Origin of the sequence: Shewanella bicestrii (assembly GCF_002216875.1) — a bacterium.
In the GTDB taxonomy this organism is placed as follows: Bacteria; Pseudomonadota; Gammaproteobacteria; order Enterobacterales; family Shewanellaceae; genus Shewanella; species Shewanella seohaensis.
In genome coordinates, this window is record NZ_CP022358.1 from 4456376 (window position 1) to 4478067 (window position 21692).

The 21692-nt window shown below is 47.6% G+C and carries 21 protein-coding genes; 10 read left to right on the forward strand and 11 right to left on the reverse strand.

Annotation, left to right across the window (positions count from 1 at the left end; all coding sequences use genetic code 11):
* Positions 1-6: 6 nt before the first annotated feature.
* The 4 genes from CF168_RS19490 to CF168_RS19505 all read right to left on the reverse strand — a co-directional run bounded on the left by CF168_RS19490 (position 7) and on the right by CF168_RS19505 (position 3817).
* Entirely contained in the window at positions 7-363 is a 357-nt protein-coding gene (locus CF168_RS19490; RefSeq protein ID WP_011621077.1) for a DUF4870 domain-containing protein, read from the reverse strand.
* A gap of 36 nt (positions 364-399) precedes the next feature.
* Positions 400-1095 (reverse strand): MOSC domain-containing protein, encoded by a 696-nt coding sequence (locus tag CF168_RS19495; protein ID WP_089068710.1) that lies wholly within the window; start codon positions 1093-1095, stop codon positions 400-402.
* A 116-nt stretch (positions 1096-1211) separates the two neighbouring features.
* The gene (locus tag CF168_RS19500; protein ID WP_089068711.1) at positions 1212-2669 is read right to left on the reverse strand and encodes a sensor domain-containing diguanylate cyclase; all 1458 of its coding nucleotides are present in this window, start codon (positions 2667-2669) and stop codon (positions 1212-1214) included.
* Between the two features lie 308 nt (positions 2670-2977).
* On the reverse strand, positions 2978-3817 hold the full coding sequence (locus tag CF168_RS19505; protein WP_086903938.1) for a PfkB family carbohydrate kinase: 840 nt from the start codon (positions 3815-3817) through the stop codon (positions 2978-2980).
* A gap of 366 nt (positions 3818-4183) precedes the next feature.
* Here CF168_RS19505 and CF168_RS19510 point away from each other — a divergent pair, with 366 nt between their 5' ends.
* A complete protein-coding gene (locus tag CF168_RS19510) occupies positions 4184-4381 on the forward strand; it encodes a hypothetical protein (protein ID WP_086903937.1) in 198 nt (65 codons plus the stop codon).
* A gap of 8 nt (positions 4382-4389) precedes the next feature.
* Here CF168_RS19510 and CF168_RS19515 read toward each other — a convergent pair whose 3' ends face one another.
* Positions 4390-4785, reverse strand: a complete 396-nt coding sequence (locus CF168_RS19515) for a hypothetical protein (protein ID WP_086903936.1) — start codon at positions 4783-4785, stop codon at positions 4390-4392.
* Between the two features lie 143 nt (positions 4786-4928).
* On the reverse strand, positions 4929-5912 hold the full coding sequence (locus tag CF168_RS19520; protein ID WP_089068712.1) for a prolyl hydroxylase family protein: 984 nt from the start codon (positions 5910-5912) through the stop codon (positions 4929-4931).
* A gap of 298 nt (positions 5913-6210) precedes the next feature.
* Between CF168_RS19520 and ovoA the strand changes: the two genes are divergently transcribed.
* Positions 6211-8310, forward strand: a complete 2100-nt coding sequence (gene ovoA / locus CF168_RS19525; RefSeq protein WP_089068713.1) for a 5-histidylcysteine sulfoxide synthase — start codon at positions 6211-6213, stop codon at positions 8308-8310.
* A gap of 147 nt (positions 8311-8457) precedes the next feature.
* On the opposite strand, the gene CF168_RS19530 is transcribed toward ovoA, so the two are convergent.
* On the reverse strand, positions 8458-10413 hold the full coding sequence (locus CF168_RS19530; protein WP_089068714.1) for a methyl-accepting chemotaxis protein: 1956 nt from the start codon (positions 10411-10413) through the stop codon (positions 8458-8460).
* A gap of 311 nt (positions 10414-10724) precedes the next feature.
* Between CF168_RS19530 and CF168_RS19535 the strand changes: the two genes are divergently transcribed.
* The 6 genes from CF168_RS19535 (at position 10725) to glnG (ending at position 16486) form a co-directional block, all read left to right on the forward strand.
* On the forward strand, positions 10725-11036 hold the full coding sequence (locus tag CF168_RS19535) for a pyrimidine/purine nucleoside phosphorylase (RefSeq protein ID WP_089068715.1): 312 nt from the start codon (positions 10725-10727) through the stop codon (positions 11034-11036).
* A gap of 116 nt (positions 11037-11152) precedes the next feature.
* Entirely contained in the window at positions 11153-11749 is a 597-nt protein-coding gene (locus tag CF168_RS19540; protein WP_089068716.1) for a TetR/AcrR family transcriptional regulator, read from the forward strand.
* A gap of 150 nt (positions 11750-11899) precedes the next feature.
* Positions 11900-13057, forward strand: coding sequence for an iron-containing alcohol dehydrogenase (locus CF168_RS19545; RefSeq protein ID WP_089068717.1), 1158 nt, complete (start codon positions 11900-11902; stop codon positions 13055-13057).
* Between the two features lie 274 nt (positions 13058-13331).
* Positions 13332-13865, forward strand: coding sequence for a DUF4124 domain-containing protein (locus tag CF168_RS19550; protein WP_089068718.1), 534 nt, complete (start codon positions 13332-13334; stop codon positions 13863-13865).
* Between the two features lie 121 nt (positions 13866-13986).
* Positions 13987-15033, forward strand: coding sequence for a nitrogen regulation protein NR(II) (glnL, locus tag CF168_RS19555; RefSeq protein WP_086903929.1), 1047 nt, complete (start codon positions 13987-13989; stop codon positions 15031-15033).
* A gap of 37 nt (positions 15034-15070) precedes the next feature.
* Positions 15071-16486, forward strand: a complete 1416-nt coding sequence (gene glnG, locus CF168_RS19560; RefSeq protein WP_088212550.1) for a nitrogen regulation protein NR(I) — start codon at positions 15071-15073, stop codon at positions 16484-16486.
* 67 nt (positions 16487-16553) lie between these two features.
* Here glnG and CF168_RS19565 read toward each other — a convergent pair whose 3' ends face one another.
* From CF168_RS19565 to CF168_RS19580, 4 genes are all read right to left on the reverse strand, one after another.
* Positions 16554-17111 carry a porin family protein gene (locus tag CF168_RS19565; protein WP_089068719.1) on the reverse strand — a complete coding sequence of 186 codons (558 nt, stop codon included), beginning with the start codon at positions 17109-17111 and terminating at the stop codon, positions 16554-16556.
* Positions 17112-17363: 252 nt separating this feature from the next.
* Entirely contained in the window at positions 17364-17774 is a 411-nt protein-coding gene (locus tag CF168_RS19570; RefSeq protein WP_089068720.1) for a hypothetical protein, read from the reverse strand.
* Positions 17775-17803: 29 nt separating this feature from the next.
* A complete protein-coding gene (gene fieF / locus CF168_RS19575; RefSeq protein WP_089068721.1) occupies positions 17804-18697 on the reverse strand; it encodes a cation efflux pump FieF in 894 nt (297 codons plus the stop codon).
* 50 nt (positions 18698-18747) lie between these two features.
* Complete coding sequence (locus CF168_RS19580; RefSeq protein WP_167373722.1) at positions 18748-19236, reverse strand: Spy/CpxP family protein refolding chaperone; 489 nt, start codon at positions 19234-19236, stop codon at positions 18748-18750.
* A gap of 348 nt (positions 19237-19584) precedes the next feature.
* Here CF168_RS19580 and CF168_RS19585 point away from each other — a divergent pair, with 348 nt between their 5' ends.
* Together CF168_RS19585 and CF168_RS19590 are read left to right on the forward strand one after the other, a co-directional pair.
* Positions 19585-20271: a response regulator gene (locus CF168_RS19585; protein WP_011621060.1), complete on the forward strand. Its 687-nt coding sequence runs from the start codon at positions 19585-19587 to the stop codon at positions 20269-20271.
* 14 nt (positions 20272-20285) lie between these two features.
* Positions 20286-21635 carry an ATP-binding protein gene (locus CF168_RS19590; protein ID WP_089068723.1) on the forward strand — a complete coding sequence of 450 codons (1350 nt, stop codon included), beginning with the start codon at positions 20286-20288 and terminating at the stop codon, positions 21633-21635.
* The last annotated feature ends 57 nt before the right edge of the window (positions 21636-21692 follow it).

Genomic DNA, 21692 nt, shown 5'->3' on the forward strand with positions numbered 1-21692 from the left:
AAGCAATTAGTTGTCGGAAAGGAACTTAATCGTCAGCGGATAACGATACACTTGCCCTTCGCTCGCCTTAATGATCCCAAGGATAGTGCAAACTAAGTCGAGAATGCCGAGGATGATCAAGAAGATAAACCCAATGCCCACAAAGGCTAACAGCCCGCTGATAATCACATAGATCAACAGGCTTAATTTAAAGTTCAAGCAACTACGGCCGCATTGGTCGACAAAAGCCGACTCTTCACGTTTCATCAACCACATAATCAGTGGTCCGAGTATCGAGCCTAATGGCACTAAATAACCGATTAAACTAGAGGCATACACAAGTAAGCCAAAATCTCTTTCACTCTTAGTCACTGACTCTATCATTACACTTTCCCTGTATTATCGTTTGAAAAATAAAGTTTATTTACCTTTTGGCCCATATAAACGCATCTGCCAATCTTCGACTTGCTGAGTCGCTAAGCGCCGCTGCAGGCTATTCACCCAGCTTTGTGCCAACCCTTCACAGGAGGCGAGTCTATCATAGGCTTTGGCATCGTATTCGGGTGAGAAATACAATGCCATGGCCTCGGCAACACTGATATCGGTTTTACGCTCGACTAATTCTATCCTGTCGTTTAGCTGAATCACACCTGGGGTTAATACTCTGTAAAACCAACCGCATAGCTGACTCTGCTGCATGGCGAGGGCAAAGTCTCTATGGCCAAATTGCAAGTTCAATTTAAAGCAAGGTGAGCGCGGCTGAGTCACCTGCACTGTGACGGCACCGATTTGCAGGATATCGCCGATATTGACTTCGGTTTCATTCAAACCAACAGTGCTGATGTTTTCCCCCATGCTCGGCGCATCTTCGAGTTGGGTGATTAAATCCCAGCGACGGTACTGACCATAATGCTCGCGGGGAAAATGATGCAGCACTCGGTCGAGTCCACCATGGTGCTTAGGATCGGCCTGTGCATCGCCTTCGACATGATCGACATTCACTCGCAACTGCTGCGCCGATTTTTTACCATCGATACCAGTAGAAACACCATCAATCTCTTGCAGAACCGCCCCTAAATACAAACCCGATAATCTATTTACCAACAAGGTCGACATTTGTTACTCCTACTTCTCGCTATCCGTCACCGAACTCTACCCGCACGGCTCAGCCACTAAACGCGGCGTTGAACCCAAACAATCCCTTTGGCAGATTTGGCCATCATAACAGCATACTACTGATTGAGAACCACTTGATTGCGCCCCGCTTCTTTCGCCTGATACAAGGCGAGATCCGCTCGTTTAATCAAATCTTCCGCGGGCTCAAGTTTTTGGTATTCGGCAACCCCAATACTCACAGTGATAGCGATGTGCACGCCATTGACTTTTAATTCGCGCTGGAAAATTAAATCCCGGAAATGCTCCGCCAATTCAGCGGCATGGCTAAGATCCATCTCAGGCAATAACACGATAAATTCCTCGCCGCCCCAACGGCAAAGTACATCCTGCTCTTTTAACTGACTACGCAGCAGGTTAGTGACGGTTTTTAATACTAAGTCACCAATGCTGTGACCATAGCTATCGTTCACTTTTTTAAAGTGGTCGATATCGACAAGGAGGATTGAAATCGCTTGCTTGGACAGCTTTGCCTTCTCTAATGCCTGATGGAAATACTCTTCAAACACTTGGCGATTAGCGGCGCCGGTGAGTTTATCGGTTGAGGCCATGACCTCCAGTTTGCGCTGATAACGACCTAAGGTCATGTTTGAAATCAGTAAAATCCCAATTGTCACCAACAAACTTAAGCCCAAGTTACCCCAAAAGGTATTCAGCAGCTCTTGCTCCTGCGGTACATCTTCCTGCTCAACGATAAGATACCATTTGAATTCAGGCACGAGGCGACTGTTTAAGTGGACCGTTTTACCGTTGCGTTGATAGCTAAAGGCCGCGCTCGGACTGGTTAAAATCCGCGTAGCTAGCAGCTCGAGTCCGGCGGTAGTCTGCAAAGAATCGGCACCATCATATTCATCCCCATGGAGGGTGACGTTGCCCTGCCTATCGGTGAAAAATACCCGGCGGTTGTAACGTTTCTGATAGAGCTCGATCAGCGCCTTGACCTTTTCAACCGCAAGGCCGACACCGGTGACGCCAATAAACTTACCTTCAAAATCAAAAACCTTGTAGTTAACAAATACGGTTGTCTTAGTCCGATCCGCCGTATCGGAATCAATATTAATCTCGTAATGTTCTGACTCGGGTAACGAGCGCACACGAAAATACCAGGCATCGTTTGGGTCGATATCTTGGATTTTCTTTAGGACTCCCGAAGAATGGTAGTAATTACGGCTCTGCTCCGAGACAAAAAAGCTGGTGACTGTATCGTATTTATCTTGGATTTCTTTGAGATAACGGATCAGTTTTTCGGGTTCTTGTTCGTGATTTAACATCCAGTCACGCACAAAGGTATCCTGCGCCATAAGCGAGGAGATAAAGATGGGACGAAGCAGATCCTGTTGAATTTCAGAATAAATATTGTCGCTGGTTAGGGGCAAAGTATTGCTCTCAATCTGCTGACTCAAGGAGTCATGGGCTACTTTATAACTAATGCCACTGGTGACTAAAAAGGCCACCAGCAACAATACTGACAGCAACCAAATAAACTTCTTTTTATCATTCCAAACGTGATTGCCCATTTCCAACTCCAACAACGGCAGGCTTATTATTCTATTTCAACGAGATGCGTTGCCTGAATGTTAACGTAAACCCTCGCCAACCGCACAATATTTCCACAATATGAATGTTCGGTAACGGAATAACATTATTCGAGCTAAAAAAATGCCCCGTTGGGGAAACGGGGCAAACATGCGAACCAACAAAATGGGAGAAAAGCACAAGAAAACGTTAAGGGACAAGAGCTATTCGTCACTGAACACACTCTAGCAAGCCTAGATGACAGAAAGATGACTTCCCTTGCACGTCACATTGAGGCTAATCAGCCATTCTAACCTTCTAAATAGTGTTTCAATGCCTCACCGGGGATAGAGCTGTCGGTGGCCACGGCAAATGCCGCCCAAATCGCGCCTTCGGCCATGGCTTCGGTAATGGTTTTTCCCGCACATAAGCCATGGATAAGCCCTGCGGCATAGGCATCTCCCGCCCCTGTAGTATCGACAACCTCAGCAGGCACAGCTGGGACATGCTGCACATCATCTCGGGTATACACCTTTGCGCCACGCACGCCGTCGGTGACAACAAAATAACGTAATGATTCACCACCAATGCTCACGCCATAATCCCAAGAAGCGACATCACAGCGGCCATGCATATCACTCACGGAAGCCAGCAACACGTGGCAAGGGCGCGGCCTGTCATCCTTCGCCAGTTGTGCGATCACAAGGCAGTGATCCAGCGCGGTTTTCGCCCAACTGACCGTACCCTCTGCCGAGGTATTAAAATACAGCGCATCCCAATGCTGCCATTTGGGTGGCACAGATAATTCAAAAACTGGCCGCTGCGGACGAATGATGGTGCGCTCACCATCGGGCGTCATCACCAGTAACATTTCACAGGTATTTCCCGCGCGGCGCTGCACTAAGCGACAATCGAGCCCTTGAGTACTCGCCTCTGCGATGACCCAGTCGCCCATTTCATCCCGCCCGACTTGGCTCACCAGTGCAACTCTATGACCTGCCCATACCAGCCCGAGCCCAGTATTGGCGCCACCACCACCTAACCTTTGTCCGCCATCTTGATAATGAAAGCGTCCGCCCGTTTTCAATGGTTTATCAAGGATCAACACTCGGTCACAGTTAAGATTGGCCACCAGCAAAATATTTGCCATGACAGGACTCCATAATGAAAGAACAGACCGCGCTAACTCTCAGCGATGACTCGGTTAAAAGAGCCCTCAATCTAGACCAAAACCTCAGGTGACACAATCGCAGCTATCAAGGTGTTGAACCCCATCACGGCAGCCAATCGCAGTTTTTGCTGTAAGACTTTATCCATATTTGAATTCAGCGAGTTAACCCACCAGGCAACTTAAACGTTAAATGCAATCACTCAATATATTGATAAATAATAAAAATATTCTTTAATGTGTGATTTTTAGACATTTATTCATAAAAGTGTCATCAAATGCCATCCCACACTAGATTAGAAAAAGGTTAAGCTGGCGCTTCAAGGATGAAAGACGAAAGGAATTCGTATGCTTATCGACTGGCTACATCAAGATATTGATGGACAAGAGCAACTACGTCGTTATCGACAATGTTTAGAAGAGTTTAGCGAGTTGGAGTTTCATGACGCCTATGTCGCGAAGATTCAGCATGAATATCAGTTATTAAAGGCATTATTTGAGGAGCAGTCGGTTCAACACTTTGAGCCTAACTGCTCCGAACAATAGGATGTTGGTTAATCGATCATCTTAAAGGGAGAAAGCGAGGTAAACTTTACATCCAGTTGCCAATCTTGGATCACCATCTCCGAAGGTTGCCAGCTGTCATCCACCCATTCGTAAATGAGGCCAGGATCTTCCTCTGCGTTCACCAATAAACGACGACCATCTTTTAACACAACCGTATAATCAAGCCCTTGAGCATCAACACTTTCAATATCCCCCAAGACTTTGTGATGAATGCTTGAAATTGCGCCTGTCGCTTTCACTGCATCAGCTTCTTTCGCGCCGCTGTAAAATCTCAGTGCCTCATTGGTAGCGGGTTTATGAAATACAAACTCTTCAGTCACGCCCACAACGATCGACGGATCAAGCTCATACCAAGCGGGTATCCATAATGCGTTCATTGCCATCCCGTTATATCCTGCATAATAATTTTACGGACGAGAACATTCTGCCTTAACCTTGGCAGATAAAATACTGGTCAGGGATAAAATAATTTTAACCTTCTGCAGACATCTTTAAAACGGCAATCAATTTCAGTAAATACCTAAAGTTAGGTTAGCAATCCCGATCTTAACCAAAATGGTTTATCCCTAAACCATTGCGTACAAACCCATTTTTGCCCAGATTTTACTTCACAACCGCGATGCAAAGAGGAAGGTATTGGTCTGCCAGACTGGTCTGTATTGTCGAATACTAAAAGAGCACCGGCCTGAGGCTTTACTTGAATGTAAGGCACTTTAAACTCGGTTTCTCCTCCTTGAAAATCATCGTTAAGGTATAAAATACCTGTTCGACACCTTTGCCCAAAACGTTCTAATTCAGCTTGAATCTCAGAAGTATGCGCATGTATTGCATCATAATGCCATTGATAAAACTGACCTGGCTCGTACCGTAACACCACCATAGGTTCTGCATGGGCGAGCTTTATTCCTGAAAATTTAGCCGTCACTCTTTCAACACAGGCTAGTGCAACACATCCATTAGGTATAGGGGTCGGATAATGCATATTGTTACGAATCTCCGCTTCAAAACTTCCCTTACCTTGATGCCCATAAACTGTGATGGGTTGTAAATAAGGCAATGAGAATTGCTTAACCTCTTCTAATAGGTTCGAAGGTAATTGGGAGTAAAACAATTTAGCCGATTGTAGCTGTTGTCCAATAGATATAGGACGTTGCTCAAAAGCCAATAAAGCAGAGAAGATACAAATAGCATCGACATGATGAGGTGAAATTGTTTTGAGCCAAGGAATGAACTCATAAAAACGCGCTTTCAAACTTTCATTTTGTGGAAGATTCTCAACCACAACATAATCGGTCCAGAAAGCTTTTAAGCAAGAAAGTTCTTCTAACTGCCACTCTGCACTAAAAAACAAAGCCAACGCCAACTCTCTTTCTGAAGCAGAACTACGCATACAATGAACTAACCAAAAACGAACAAAATCAGCTGATTCTGTAGCAAATTTCAGTACGACTTTTTCAGGGAGTCGATTGAAAAAACGTTCTTCTAATAATTGAATGAATAGCTGCTGCATATAACGAACGACCTCAGTACGGCATAACAAACACGACTGTTATTAAAACTGAATCGCGCCATGGATGAAACATTTTATTTACAAACCCTCTTTTAATGGCCGCTAATGGGTCATCCATACGGATACAAAAACACAACTCTAGTTTCACCTAGAACCTAGTTTCTGTTAGCTTGAAAAAACAGCTCAATAACTGCCACATTTTGTTGATAGAGTGATCCAATAAACCCTCGCCACGTATTGAGCCTGACAACCCATAGCCACCACTATGGCACTAGCTTGCCCTATGGAGAAATCGAATATGCCAGTTTTGCAAACACTCAAACTTACGGGTGAGAATGAGGCGCTGAAACGTCAAGAGCTTAAACAATACTTCAATCAAACTTGGGCACTCTATGAATCCCTTTTCGAGCTGATAAAACACGATGAGGCTTATTACGTTAAAGCCGAACCGCTGCGCCATCCGCTGATTTTTTACTTTGGCCATACTGCCACTTTCTACATCAATAAACTCAAGCTGGGGAAGTATCTCGATGAACGAGTGAATGATCACTTTGAATCTATGTTTGCCATTGGTGTGGACGAAATGTCTTGGGATGACCTCGATGAAACCCACTATCAATGGCCAAGTGTCGCAGAGGTAAAGAGTTATCGGGATCAAGTCAAACAGGTCGCCAATCAACTGATTGATACCATGCCAATCACTCTGCCGATCAGCCAAGACAGTCCCGCTTGGGTCATCTTGATGGGCATAGAACACGAGCGCATTCACTTAGAGACCTCTTCCGCCATTATTCGCCAGCTTCCATTAGAGGATGTGAGTGCTAATTCCCAGTGGCCAGAATGTCAGGATGTGGGTAGCGCCGAACCCAATCAGCTGCTTGCCGTGGCGGGTAAAAAAATCACCTTAGGTAAAAAAGAGCAAGACAACACCTATGGCTGGGATAACGAATACGGTAACAAGAGTTTTAAAGTCGCCGACTTTAAAGCCTCAAAGTACTTAGTGAGCAATCAAGAATACCTAGCCTTTGTCGAAGCGGGAGGCTACCAAACTCAAGACTATTGGAATGAGGAAGGACAAGCTTGGTTGGCGTATACCCAAGCCCAAATGCCGCGCTTTTGGCGTCGCCGCGATGATAAATGGTGGCAACGTAACCTCACCAGCGAAATCCCTTTGCCGCTCAATTGGCCCGTCGAAGTCAATCAACTCGAAGCTAAAGCCTTTTGTAATTGGAAGGCGCGCCAAAGCCAGAGCAATATTCGCCTGCTCACCGAGGCCGAGTGGTATATCTTGCGGGAAAATGTACCGAGCGATGCCCCTGATTGGCATGAAGTTCCAGGCAATATCTCACTGGCTTATTACGCCTCTTCGTGCCCGGTGAACCGCTTTAAACACAATGATTTTTATGACATTGTCGGCAATGTCTGGCAATGGACTGAAACCGCTATCGACGGTTTTAATGGTTTTGCTGTACATCCGCTCTACGATGATTTTTCGACGCCCACCTTCGATGGCAAGCACAATCTGATTAAGGGCGGCTCGTGGATTTCAACGGGCAATGAAGCCATTGCCGCCTCACGCTACGCCTTTAGGCGTCACTTTTATCAACATGCCGGATTCCGTTACGTCGAGTCGCTGCAAAATCCAGAACAGATGGCCGAGGTCAATGTGTACGAAACCGATGAACTGATTTCCCAGTATTTAGAATTCCACTATGGCGCCGAGTACTTTGGTGTGCCGAATTTTTGCGTAAATGGGGTGCAGCAGGCACTCAACGAGATCCAACTTGAGCACACCACCAAAGCCTTAGATATAGGTTGCTCAGTCGGACGCGCCAGTTTTGAGTTAGCCAAAGTGTTCGACCACGTGGATGGCATCGACTTTTCGGCGCGCTTTATCCAGCAGGCTTACGCCCTGACCGAGCAAGGTGAAAAACGCTACACCATTCGCACCGAGGGAGACTTACAGGAATTCAAGAGCGCCAGCCTTGCTAAACTGGGATACCTTGGCGAAGCCAAAAAAGTCAATTTTATCCAAGGGGATGCCTGTAATCTCAAACCAATCTACACAGGATACGATTTGGTCTATGCCTCAAATCTAATCGATAGATTGAACGACCCTCAACATTTCCTCACCAGTATTGGGCAACGCATCAACCAAGGAGGATATCTGGTTATCGCCTCGCCCTATACTTGGCTCGAAGACTACACGCCGAAGGATAAATGGCTCGGGGGGATTAAAGTCAAAGGGGAGAACTTCACTACTTTAGATGGGTTAACCGAAACCTTGATAGGCCAATTTGAACTGGTCGCGGTGAAAGAAATCCCCTTCGTTATCCGCGAAACCAAGCGTAAATTCCAGCATTCGATTTCAGAGATGACAATCTGGCGTAAGCGTTAGTTTTCAAGATTAATCGTCGCCCTAAAGAAAAAATCCGCCAGATAATCCCTTCTGGCGGATGCATAACAAACGGCGCAGCAATAATAGTCATCCAGTTGCAAGAACGACGAATGCTCGGCATTGCTTACCTATGCTTGGCACTGCGTCCTAGACCTTAAACTGAGCCGTTGTTAAACCAAGTTGGTTTGCTAGCCCTAACAGGCTGCGGGTGCTTGCGGCCACTTGGCTGATGGCCGCGCTATTTTCCTCCGCCGCCGCGCTGAGCCCTGCAATGCCTTGGGCTATCGTCGCCGACACTGTGGTTTGTTCCTCTGCGGCAGTTGCCGTCTGGATCATTAAGGCTTTAAGTGTTTCGAGCCGCATAGCAATATCATCCACCGCCGCTTGCATGCCTTCGGCATCCTCAGCCGTTTTAGATGCCTCAGACGAACAAGTCACGCTATGCTGCGCCAGCACACCCGATTGCTGCTGGATCCCCTGCAATACCTTTCCAATATCCTGCGTCGCCTCTTGTACCTTCACCGCAAGTTGCCGCACTTCATCGGCCACCACCGCAAATCCACGCCCATGTTCGCCTGCTCGGGCAGCTTCAATCGCCGCATTGAGGGCTAACAGATTGGTTTGCTCGGCAATCGCATTAATCACATCCAGAACGCTGCCGATTTTCTGGCTATCTGCCTCAAGATTTCCGACCTGCTGATGAATGGCGGCAAAACTTGCTAGCGTCACCTGTAAGCTTTGGCGAGTACTCGCAAGATTTTGTGAAAGAATGCCACTCGATTGAGTACAAGAGGCCACCTCGTCGGAGGATTTCAGTGTATTGGTACTGATTTCGGCGGCGGCATAACTCATTTCCTCTACGGCCGTGGCCAACATATCTGTCTCTTTCGCCTGCAATTGAATGCTGCAATCGGCCTGACACATAGCCGCAGAATTTTGCTCCGCGGCAGACTCTAGCTCGTGGCCCATCCCCACCAATTGGCTAATAATTTCCTTTAATTTGGTCTGCATCCTCGCCAGCCAGCTCATTAAATGATTATCAGCATGGCCGTGGGAGAGACTATGGGTTAAGTCCCCAGAGGCGATAAGGCTAGTCAAATGGCACATATCCTCGGGCTCACCGCCCAGAGGTTTAAGCACAAAGCTGGTCACGAGTTTTGCCGCCGCGATCGCCAGCACCACAGACAAGGCACACACCATCAGCCCGATATACATCATATGGTAGGCAGGCGCGGCAATTTCACTCACATCAATCTCGGCCATTAAGCCCCATTTGAGCCCCATTTCAATGACAGGCGAGTAGGCTGAGAGAACAAGATTATGATTGTAATCATAAACCTGCATAACCCCCTCTTTACCAGCTAACGCAGCTGCCACCGCCAGAGTATCGACCCCATTTTTAGCGACCGAGCCTGCAAAGGAGGCAGATACGGTGAGATTGATGGGGTCAAGAAAAGAGTCAGAACGCATTCGATTATCAGGGCCGATGAGATAGGTTTCCCCCGAATCCCCCATCCCTTCGCGGATCTGCATCACGCGGTTGATCCGCTCTATAGAAACCTGTGCCGCCACCACAATATGCTGCCCATGGTATTGAATGCCTTGGCCAATAAAGGCGGCCGCTTGTCCGTTTGATGGTGCATAGGCAGAAAAATCCTGTAAAAACACAGTGTCCGATGTCGTAAGTGCCTTATCGAAGAGTTGTGCAAGCCCTGAAGAACGATAGGGCCCAGTACGCAGATTGGTTCCGTAATCAGGCTCTTTCGCCACAGTATAAAAAACCGTGCCATCATCGGAGATGATAAACAGATCGTAAAAACCCAGCAGTTTGTTGAGGGATTTGAGCGTTGAGTCTAAATCGCTCAAGGTTTCTAGATTCGGCTGGCTGGCAATCACCGCGCTAACGGACTGTAAGTTATCTGAGAAATCTTGAAACATACCGTTGATCTGCCGCTGTTTAATCTCGCGAACGGCCACCAAACGGGATTGAGCCTCTGCAAATAACTCATTTTTGGCAAGATAGGTCACTATCGCTGTCGATAGGATCAGAGGTAACAGAACGATCAACAGACTAATCAGTTGAATTTTACGCGTAAATCCCATGGAGACACTCCTTGTCGCACCCAAGATTCCATAATTACTGGCAAAACAACTACCGTTAAAACTATAGGTGAAGATTGAAACCTCAACCAAGTGAGGCCATTTTTTTATTCAGTACGCAACTCGCTAATTAAATAACCATTAACCTTGCTCAGGCGCTTTTATGCATATTTCATTGAAATGTATAAGAGGCAATAGAAATAGCGTTGTTAAGTGATACATAACGTTGACGATGAAAATTTTCACATTGACGCAAGAATAAAAATCACATCAAATTGAATACAAATTCACATCTGCACAAATGGGAGCGTAACATGGAGTTAATCGAGCAAGTCTCAGTCGCGAAAAAAGCCAATATTTACTTTGAGGGTAAAGTTGCCAGCCGCAGTGTATTTTTCAGCGATGGCAGCAAAAAGACCTTAGGCGTGGTCCTCCCTGGAGAATATGAGTTTTCCACCTCTCAAGGGGAAATCATGCAGGTTACCAGCGGCAGTTTCGAGGTGTTACTGCCAAATAACACAACCTGGCAAACCTTTAGCGAAGGCAGTCAATTTGAGCTCGCGGCCAACGTCAGCTTTAAAATCCGCAACAATGCAATAGCCGAGTATTGCTGTAGCTACCAGTAAGACCCTTGCTGAGGAATGCTTAACCAGCTTAGGCATTCCTTAATCGTTAGCGCTTTAGTGTTGATGCAAACCAGACCACTAGACGACTGGTCTAATATACTTTATGATCCTTCGCCATGAAAACTGAAACCCAATCGACGCGTCAGCATATTCTCGACGTTGGATACTCACTGATCCTCAAACAAGGCTTTTCGTGCCTAGGCTTAGCCCAATTACTCAAGGCCGCCCAAGTCCCTAAAGGCTCGTTTTATCATTATTTTAAATCCAAAGAGCAATTCGGTGAGGCCTTGTTAGCGGGGTATTTCGAGCAATACCAAGCTGAGCTTGATTGCCTGTTTAACGAGACTCAACTCTCTGGCTTTGAGCGCCAAATGCAATACTGGCAAAGGTGGTTGCACGTGCAGCAGGACGGCTGTGTCGATCAAAAATGCCTAGTCGTTAAGTTAAGTGCAGAGGTGGCCGATCTCTCTGAGGCCATGCGCCTTGTGCTTTTAAAGGGGTCAGCAGGGATCATTGAGCGCTTAACCCAGTGCATTCAAGTGGGGATTGCCGATAAATCCATCTGTGAACAGGATGCCCAGGTAACAGCAGAGTTGTTGTATCACATGTGGCTCGGTGCCAGTTTGATGAATAAACTCGGCCACAGCCGCGCAGCTTTAGAGCGCGCCCTTGCAATGACCGAATCTATTTTAAAGACCAAAACCATGGGTTAATGCCAACAACACTGGCACACCAATTAATCCGCAACCCGTTAATGAACAATGAAATATCGCCTCATCGGCTTGATTTATCATTTAGTAGCCAAACAAATCTAGACGACTGGTCTACTAAAATCATTTTCCAACCATAGGACACATAGCAGTATGTTCAATTTCGCCTACTACAACCCAACCCGAATCCACTTTGGTAAAAACACCATCGCTGAAATCGACACCTTAGTGCCTCGCGATGCCAGAGTCATGGCGTTATTTGGCGGCAGCAGTGCCAGAAGAACAGGCACCTTAGCCGAAGTAAAACAAGCGCTTGGAAATCGTTTCGTGGTCGAGTTTGAGGGAATCGAACCTAACCCAACCTACGAAACCCTGATGCAGGCTGTCGAGCAAGTTCGTGAATTAAACATCGACTTTTTACTCGCCGTCGGCGGCGGTTCTGTGATCGATGGAACTAAATTTGTTGCGGCGGCAGCGGTATTTGAAGGCGAGCCTTGGGATATCCTCACCAACTGGGGCGCGAATGTGACTAAAGCCATGCCATTTGGCTCGGTATTAACCTTGCCTGCGACGGGTTCAGAGATGAACAACGCCAGCGTAGTGACCCGTAAGTCTTTGAAAGCTAAACTGCCGTTCCGTAACGACTTGGTTTATCCGCAATTCTCAATCCTCGACCCAACGAAGACCTTCACCCTGCCAGAAAGACAAGTGGCGAACGGTGTGGTCGATGCCTTTGTGCATATCACAGAGCAGTACCTCACCTACCCAGTCAATGCTGCGGTGCAGGACAGATTCGCCGAAGGCTTGCTGCAAATTTTGATTGAACTAGGGCCACAGGCACTCACACAGCCAGAAGATTACGATATCCGCGCTAACTTGATGTGGGTCGCGACTATGGCACTCAATGGCACTATTGCGACGGGTGTACCGCACGACTGGGCAACACACATGATCGGCCATGAGCTAACGGCCTTATATGATATTGACCATGCCCGCACCTTAGCCATTGTATTGCCAGCATTATTACGCTGCACCAAAGCCGCTAAGCGCGAAAAGCTACTGCAGTTTGCTGACAGAGTGTGGCGCATCAACACTGGCTCGGAAGATGAACGTATTGAGGCTGCGATTGCGAAAACTCAAGCCTTCTTCGAATCCATGGGCATTGCAACCCACTTATCTGCCTACGATTTAGGTAAAGAAGCTGTCGATGCTGTCGTCACTCAGCTTGAGCAGCATGGCATGGTTGCCCTAGGCGAACATGGCAATATCGATCCCGCTATGAGCCGCGATATTTTAACCCTGGCGCTCTAAGCTTTCGTTACTGTCGTCAACGCACCATAGTGGTGCGTTGACACTCCCCTAAAAGAGGCAAACTCGCCTGCGCCTCAACATCCAAACCGCTCTCACCTTCACTCCACAAGATATTTGCCGCTAGAACCACGCGCTCCACAAATTTGAAGGCATAAAATCAATCCCGCGATTATTCCTACGCTAAACCTCAACCGAGCTGAATAAACACCATGATTTTTGGTGAAAAAACGACTAATCTTGTAGAACTTCATCTCCAAGGCAAAAGGACTTTCGCATGCGTGCATTCACCCTCATCAGCTTATTGCTGCTCAGCCTGTTCGCTCAGGCAACAGTGTACAAATGGGTCGATAAGGATGGAAAAGTCCATTACTCAGATGAGCCGCATCCCAATGCCGAGGTTGTTGAGTTAAAAGAGAAAACCCTCAATCAAATTGCACTTCCCCCCGTAAAAAATGACGCGGATGACTCGCAAGTGATCCAACAAATCCAGTATCAAGTCGTCATCACCTCCCCAGAAGAAGAGGAAACAGTGAGAGACAATAACGGCGACTTTCAGGTCACGGCCACTGTCACCCCGGAGATCAAAAGCCAGTATCTGATGGCACTAAAACTCGACGGTCAAACGGTCGGCCAGCCTCAAGTGGGTGGCATCTTCCAACTTAAGAACATCGACCGAGGTGAACATACCATTGTTGTCGATGCCATGACTCAAAACGGCAAAATCTTTGCATCTAGCTCTCCACGAAAGATATTTCTTCATCAAGCGGCGATGAATCCAGTCCCGAAAAAACAACCGAAATCCAATTAAACCATTTAATAACAATTGATTAGGTCGTTTTTATTCAATCTAGCCGTTTGATGAAGTCGAGTTGCAGCCCGCACCAAATCGGTGCAACATAATGGTGCAACCCCATTTTCAGGAACGGTAGATGGATAAAGAGACTCTGCTTAATCATTTAGTCACCGCGGTACTTGTCATCGATAAGGATCTTAAGCCTTGTTATGCCAACGCCGCAGCAGAGCAGCTATTAGGTGTCGGTAGCCATAGGTTAGTCGAGCAAGCCCTGCCGGAGCATTATCAAGTCCTTGGCGTTGATGCCCAATTACTGAGTGATGCAGTGAAAGCAGGCCAAGGCCTCACAGTTAACACGGCGACCTTAGTGACCTTAGATGCCCAGCATCATACCGTCGACCTAACACTGATCCCGCTCGAAGATGAAGCGCAATTGAGCCTACTTGAACTGAGACAGGTGGACCAACAACGCCGGATCCACCAGCAACTCAGCCAAGATGCCCAGCAACAGGCGGCGCAATTCCTCGTGCGAAATTTGGCCCACGAGATCAAAAATCCCTTGGGTGGCCTGCGTGGCGCGGCACAATTGCTCTCGCGGGAATTAGAGGATCCGGCACAAAAGGAATTTACCAATCTGATCATTGAGCAGGCCGACCGCCTGCGCAGCCTAGTGGACAGATTGCTCGGCCCGCAGCGACCAACCCAACATAGCCTGCACAACATTCATCAAGTGGTGCAGAAGGTCTATAAACTGGTGGAAATGGCTCTGCCCGCCAATATTCAGCTAAAGCGCGACTACGACCCCTCGATTCCCGATATCGAGATGGATCCCGACCAAATGCAACAAGCCGTGCTGAATATTTTGCAAAATGCGGTGCAAGCCCTTGAGCATACAGGGGGCGAAATCCTGATCCGCACCCGCACGCAACATCAGGTCACTATCGGTTCGCAGCGCCACAAGCTCGTGCTGACCCTGTCCATTATCGACAATGGTCCAGGTATACCACCAGAGCTGATGGACACGCTGTTTTATCCCATGGTCACCAGTCGTGAGCAAGGTTCGGGACTCGGCCTATCGATTGCCCATAACATTGCCAGATTACACTCGGGCAGAATCGATTGTGTATCCAGCCCTGGGCATACCGAATTTATCATTTCGTTACCGATTTTAAGCGCCAAATAATCAAGACAAACCAACACATACCGTATGAGGAAGCAAAATGCGAATGAGTGAACAAGTGTGGATCCTCGACGATGACAGTTCGATACGTTGGGTGCTCGAAAAGGCGCTACAAGGCGCGAAACTCAGCACCGCCAGCTTTGCCGCGGCCGAATCACTTTGGCAAGCATTAGAGATTTCCCAGCCACGGGTCATAGTCTCAGATATTCGTATGCCGGGCACCGATGGCTTAACCCTGTTAGAAAGGCTACAAATCCACTACCCGCATATTCCCGTCATCATCATGACTGCGCATTCGGATTTAGACAGTGCCGTCAGCGCCTATCAGGCGGGGGCATTTGAGTATTTACCCAAGCCCTTCGATATTGATGAGGCGATTTCCTTAGTCGAGCGCGCCCTAACCCATGCGACCGAGCAAAGCCCCGCACCTGCGGCGCAGGAGACGCAAGTAAAAACGCCCGAAATCATAGGCGAAGCGCCCGCCATGCAGGAGGTATTTCGCGCCATCGGCCGATTATCACGCTCCTCAATCAGCGTGCTGATCAACGGCCAATCGGGTACAGGTAAAGAGCTGGTTGCAGGCGCATTACACAAACACAGCCCACGTAAGGATAAGCCCTTTATCGCCTTGAATATGGCTGCAATTCCCAAAGACTTAATCGAATCAGAACTCTTCGGCCATGAAAAAGGCGCCTTCACCGGCGCGGCAAACGTGCGCCAAGGACGCTTCGAGCAAGCCAATGGCGGCACCCTGTTTTTAGATGAAATAGGCGATATGCCGCTGGACGTGCAAACCCGCCTGCTGCGGGTGCTCGCCGATGGGCAATTTTATCGAGTCGGCGGTCATAGCGCCGTCCAAGTGGATGTGCGCATTATTGCCGCTACTCACCAAGATCTGGAACAACTCGTACTCAAAGGGGGATTTAGGGAAGACCTATTCCATCGGCTCAATGTTATCCGCGTCCACTTGCCGCCGCTGTCACAACGTCGTGAGGATATTCCCCAATTGGCAACCCACTTTTTAGCCTCCGCCGCGAAGGAGATTGGTGTCGAGGCAAAAATCCTCACCAAAGAGACCGCCGCCAAGCTATCGCAACTGCCTTGGCCAGGAAACGTCAGACAACTCGAGAATACCTGTCGCTGGCTCACGGTTATGGCCTCAGGGCAAGAAATCCTGCCCCAGGATTTACCCCCAGAGCTACTTAAAGAGCCCGCCAGTATTAATCCTATGGCAAAAGGCAGCCAAGATTGGCAATCGGCACTCACAGAGTGGATTGACCAAAAACTGTCTGAGGGAAATAGTGATTTATTAACTGAGGTTCAGCCGGCCTTTGAACGTATTTTGCTCGAAACCGCATTACGCCATACCCAAGGGCATAAACAAGAAGCGGCAAAACGTTTAGGTTGGGGAAGAAATACCTTAACGCGAAAACTCAAAGAATTGTCTATGGATTAACCATCCATTAAAAAGCAAAAAGGGATATAACTATCCCTTTTTTATTATTTAGATTAAATCTAAATCATTAGAACTGGTAATGAACACCAATCGCTAGTTGCTTCATATCGGTGTCGATATCGTTCACATTTAAATAGCTGTGGTCAGCATCTAAATCACCTGTGGTGACATCGTAGCTAAAGCGCACATTTAAATGCTCGGTCACGGCAGCATTAATACCTACGCCGTACGTCCAACCAAAGCCTGTGAAATCTTCATCGAAACCAAAACCGTCAAAATTCATAGCCATAGATGCAACACCAACTTTTGCATAAGCCGAGAACATATCATTGATTTGCAGAGTAAACTTAGGCGTGAAAGTTAATGCGCCCGCAGTGACATCCGTATCGCTGTCGCCCAAATCGGCCGTCGCAAATAAATTGGCTTCTAAACCAAACCACTCGTTGAAGTTGTAACCACCGTAAACACCGAAACCTGTGCCAGTATCTGAATCATCAAAAACATCCACAGCTACGCGGTTTAGTGCGCCACCCACATAGAAACCAGTAGTATCGGCAGCCGCTGAAGCTTGGCCGGCCACTAATGCTGATAATAAAGATACCGCAACTAAAGATAGTTTTTTCATTATATTTTCCTAATGAGTTAACTTGAGTAGTAAACGCTGCGGATATTACAACAAACAAATAATAAGGGTGACAGTTTGTAAAAACTAAATGCGCTTTATACAGGAAGCATTCAGCTTTAAATTAAACAATAACAAACTAGATGCACTTAAGTATTAAATGAAATACTCAATATTAAACAATAAGTATTAAATGAAATACTCAATATTAAACAATAAGTATTAAATGAAATACTCAATATTAAACAATAAGTATTAACTTACTATTCGCAATAAATTCATGATGCCAAAATAACACCAACGAATTATCGAACGGCGTTTTCGTTCATCAAGGCATTCAATAATCATGACCTTTCCTGACTGCGCGCATGTCACACGGCTGCGCCACATCAACAAGGGCCAAATATGCAGTCGGTAGCCCCGCTGCGCGATATTGAATGGGATCGTTCTCGGCAAATAATATAAAGATTGGCGCAGGATAAGCTCGCTCCAAACGCCCGTAGGAGGATTGACTAAATACGGATCAGGGAGTTTTGAATCAGGCCCCGCGCTCGCGGCGGGGGCATGTTCGGCAATCAACTCGAAGCGGGTCGATAATTTATGATAACGACAGATCAGCCGAGTCTGTTCGGCCAAGGGATGAACCTGCTGCTGTATCCATGACATAACCATTCCTTTGGTTGTTTGGTTGAGGGCTAAACCACTAAACTGGGTTCCACCTGCACAGGATCTTGGTGAATAATCACCTCGGCATCTTCAAAGGCGGCCTTTACCCTCAGCCCCGTGGTATCGGCAATGCTGTGGGCTTCGTTCAGGCTCAAATTACCATCCAACTCCAAATGAAATTGAATAAAGATGGTTTTACCCGCTTGGCGCGTACGTAAATCATGTAGTCCTTGCACTCTAGGATCTTGCTTGGCGATTTGCTTAATTTGCTGACGCGTCTCTTCATCCAACTCACGGTCGAGCAGTGCTTGAATAGAGCGGTAACCTAAATCAAAGGCCTGTTGACCTATGTAGCAGGCAATAAGCACGGCAAAGACCCCATCGGCCCACCACCAGCCATACTGGGACAAAAGGAGTGCGAGTAACACGGCGCCATTGAGGAATAAATCCGACTTGTAGTGCAACGAATCGGCTTCAACCACTGTGCTCTTGGTTGCCGCCAGCGCCCGCTTTTGTAACGCCACTAACGCCAATGTCAGCACGATAGCAACGACAGACACCACCACACCTAAGGTGGCATATTCAACGGGAGCAGGATTGAGTAAGCGTTCTCCGCCATAAAACAGCAGCAGGAATGCCGAGCCCATGATAAAGGCCGATTGTGCCAGCGACGCTAACGGCTCGGCCTTACCGTGGCCGTATCTGTGGTCATGGTCGGCAGGAACGATAGCATAACGAATGGCGATAAAGTTGATGATCGAGGCGAGCGCATCAGCAAAGGAGTCCGTTAAGGACGCCAGCATACTGGCCGAGCCTGAATATAACCAAGCTAATAGCTTGATAATAATAAGGGTCAAAGCGGTAGCCACGGAAGCGCGACTAGCCAGTTTGACCCAAAAATCGTATTGGGAAGTTTGAGTCATAGGGGTCTATATCGGGAAGCTATGACTCTATTGTATATCAGCTTACAAGCTTAACCGCGAGGTTCTTTACCAGCTTGTGCTTCAAATCGCGCTTTAAATTTTGCTTGTTGCTCAGGCGTGAGCAGGTTGTAGATCTGATTCTGCATCTTCATCCGTTCAATCGCTTGAGCTTGGCGTTTTTCCTGCTGGGCACTCATTAATGCCTTAGCTTGCGCCTCATCGAAGTTGGCCGCAGTGATCAGCGCATGCATCTCGGCGCGGTGCGCTAAACGCTCTTCCTTGGTTGGTCTATTATCGCTGCGGGCGGCACGTTGCTCGGCGAACAGTTTCTTAATATCAGCCTTTTGTGCATCGGTTAAATCCAAACCTTCAAACATTCTGTGCATACCGTCATGGCCCATACGGTCGCCGTGTTTGTGGAACTCACTCCGTGGATGATCGCAGCCCTGGCTTGGTTCGGCACTGACTGTCGTCGCAAATACTGCTGAGCTTGCTAAGATGGCAAATAGGCCAGCTTTTAAAGGAGATAATGTTTTCATCATGTTAACCTCAATATTCAACTTATGTTGTATACAGTGACGACCCTTTTAAAAGCCGAATCACTTTCGACGATTACAGTCTAAAGCACCCTATGTAAGTGAGGTCGTGACCTGAGTAAATCAGTGTAAAGTTGCGATAAGAACTATCCCAAAACAATCTTAAGGTGTTGAAACTGGCGTATTAAGAACAGCTTGAGCATACAAATTCCCTATTCTTTACTTTGGCTTACATTGCTACACAGCAATTGACACCAAAAGAGGTATACTCAGGCAAAATACTCAAACCGTCTGTGGTTTAGCACATCGCTTTGAGTCTTTCGCACCAGTTCACCCAGATTAAGGAACACTATGAGTCGGATATTATTAATCGATGATGATCTTGGTTTATCAGAACTTCTCGGACAATTACTCGAACTCGAAGGGTTTAAACTCACCCTCGCCTACGATGGCAAGCAAGGCCTAGAACTGGCCCTCGCGGGGGATTACGATCTGATCTTACTCGACGTGATGCTGCCTAAATTAAACGGTTTTGAAGTGCTACGCGCCCTGCGCCAACACAAGCAAACACCGGTGTTGATGCTCACAGCCAGAGGCGACGAGATTGACCGAGTAGTAGGGCTTGAGATCGGTGCCGACGATTATTTACCTAAGCCCTTCAATGACAGGGAGCTTATCGCCCGTATTCGCGCCATTATTCGCCGCTCGCACTTAACCGCCCAAGAAATCCATGCAACACCGGCACAGGAGTTTGGTGATTTACGCTTAGATCCCTCGCGCCAAGAGGCTTACTGCAATGAGCAACTCATCATACTCACAGGGACTGAGTTTACCCTGCTTCACACACTGGCACTGCATGCGGGAGAATTGATGAATAAAGAAGAGCTCAATGAAATTGTGCTCGGCAAAAAACTCATGCCCTTCGATCGCAGCCTAGATATGCACCTGTCGAATCTACGCAAAAAGCTCCCCGAGCGCAGCGATGGTAGACCTAGGGTGAAAACCATCCGTGGCAAAGGCTATATCTGGCTACCATAACGGCGGGAACAACTGTGCCTAATCGTTTATTTATCAAATTACTGCTCGGATTTTGGATCTGTAGCTCACTGATTATCGCCTTAGTCGGCTTGCTACCTTTGCTGCAGCAAAATCACGACCGCGCGCCTATCCCACCCCATATGCAAAAAATGCTCGCGACCGTAGCTCAGCGAATTCAAGCCAACCCTGAGCTGATAAAGTCCGATTTTCTGCGCCGCTGGGAAAGGCGTGGCGATATGGAAGGCAAGCCCCTGCGACTCTATCTCGCGAACAGCCAAGGCCAAGTGATTAACACCAGCCGAGTGAGCCGTGGCGTACGCAGTTTTATGCTGATGACAGATGAGGAAAAACAACCCATTAGTCATCAATTTAAAGATGAGCTAGTGTTTGGCCCCTATCAATTTAGCCTCGAAGGCGAAACCTATTACCTCTATGGTCGCTTGCCGGATATTCACCCTCGCCCATGGTTTTTCTTCTTTATCGAAAATAAGCTGCTCACCCTAAGTCTAGCCATAGTGCTCTCGGGATTACTGTGCGCCATTCTCGCATGGCATTTAGGTAAGCCATTAAGCTCACTAAAGAAAAGTGCCGATGCCCTCGCCGAAGGTGATCTTAGTAACCGTGTCGATAAGGCGACCACTCAACGTAACGATGAAATCGGTCAACTCGCCACCGCGTTTAATAGCATGGCGGACTCGATTGAAGCCATGGTGAAGAATCAGCAACGTTTGATGGGGGATATTTCCCATGAACTGCGCACCCCATTGACACGCCTACAATTGTCACTGGCACTGGCCCGCAAGAAAGGTCAACAGACCACTGAAACCGACCGTATCGCCTACGAGGCCGAGCAATTAGAGAAATTGATCGCAGAGTTGCTGGAGTTATCGCGGGTCAAACTCAGCACCAATGAAACTAAAGTGCGTCTCGGATTAGCCGAGTCCCTCAGCCAAGTGCTAGATGACGCCGAGTTTGAGGCCGATCAACAGGGCAAAAAGATCACAATCGACATCGATGAAGCCATCGAGCTCAGCCATTACCCTAAATCCCTGTCCCGTGCGATAGAAAACCTACTGCGCAACGCCATTCGTTATGCCCAGAGCGATATTCACCTGCGCGCGAGCCAAACCAACGGCCAAGTACAGATCACCATTAAAGACGATGGTCCAGGGATTGATCCTGCTGAGCTTGAAGCGATTTTCAAACCCTTCTATCGCCCCGATTCGGCAAGGCAGCGGGAAAGCGGTGGCTGGGGCCTAGGACTCGCCATTACCGAAGCGGCCATTAGCGCCCATAAAGGTAAAATCAGAGCCGAGAATCGTCAGCCTCATGGACTCGAAGTCAATATCAGTTTACCGACCTAAAAACATAAGCCCCGCTAACACAGTTAGCGGGGCTTATATCATCAACAGTTAACTGCC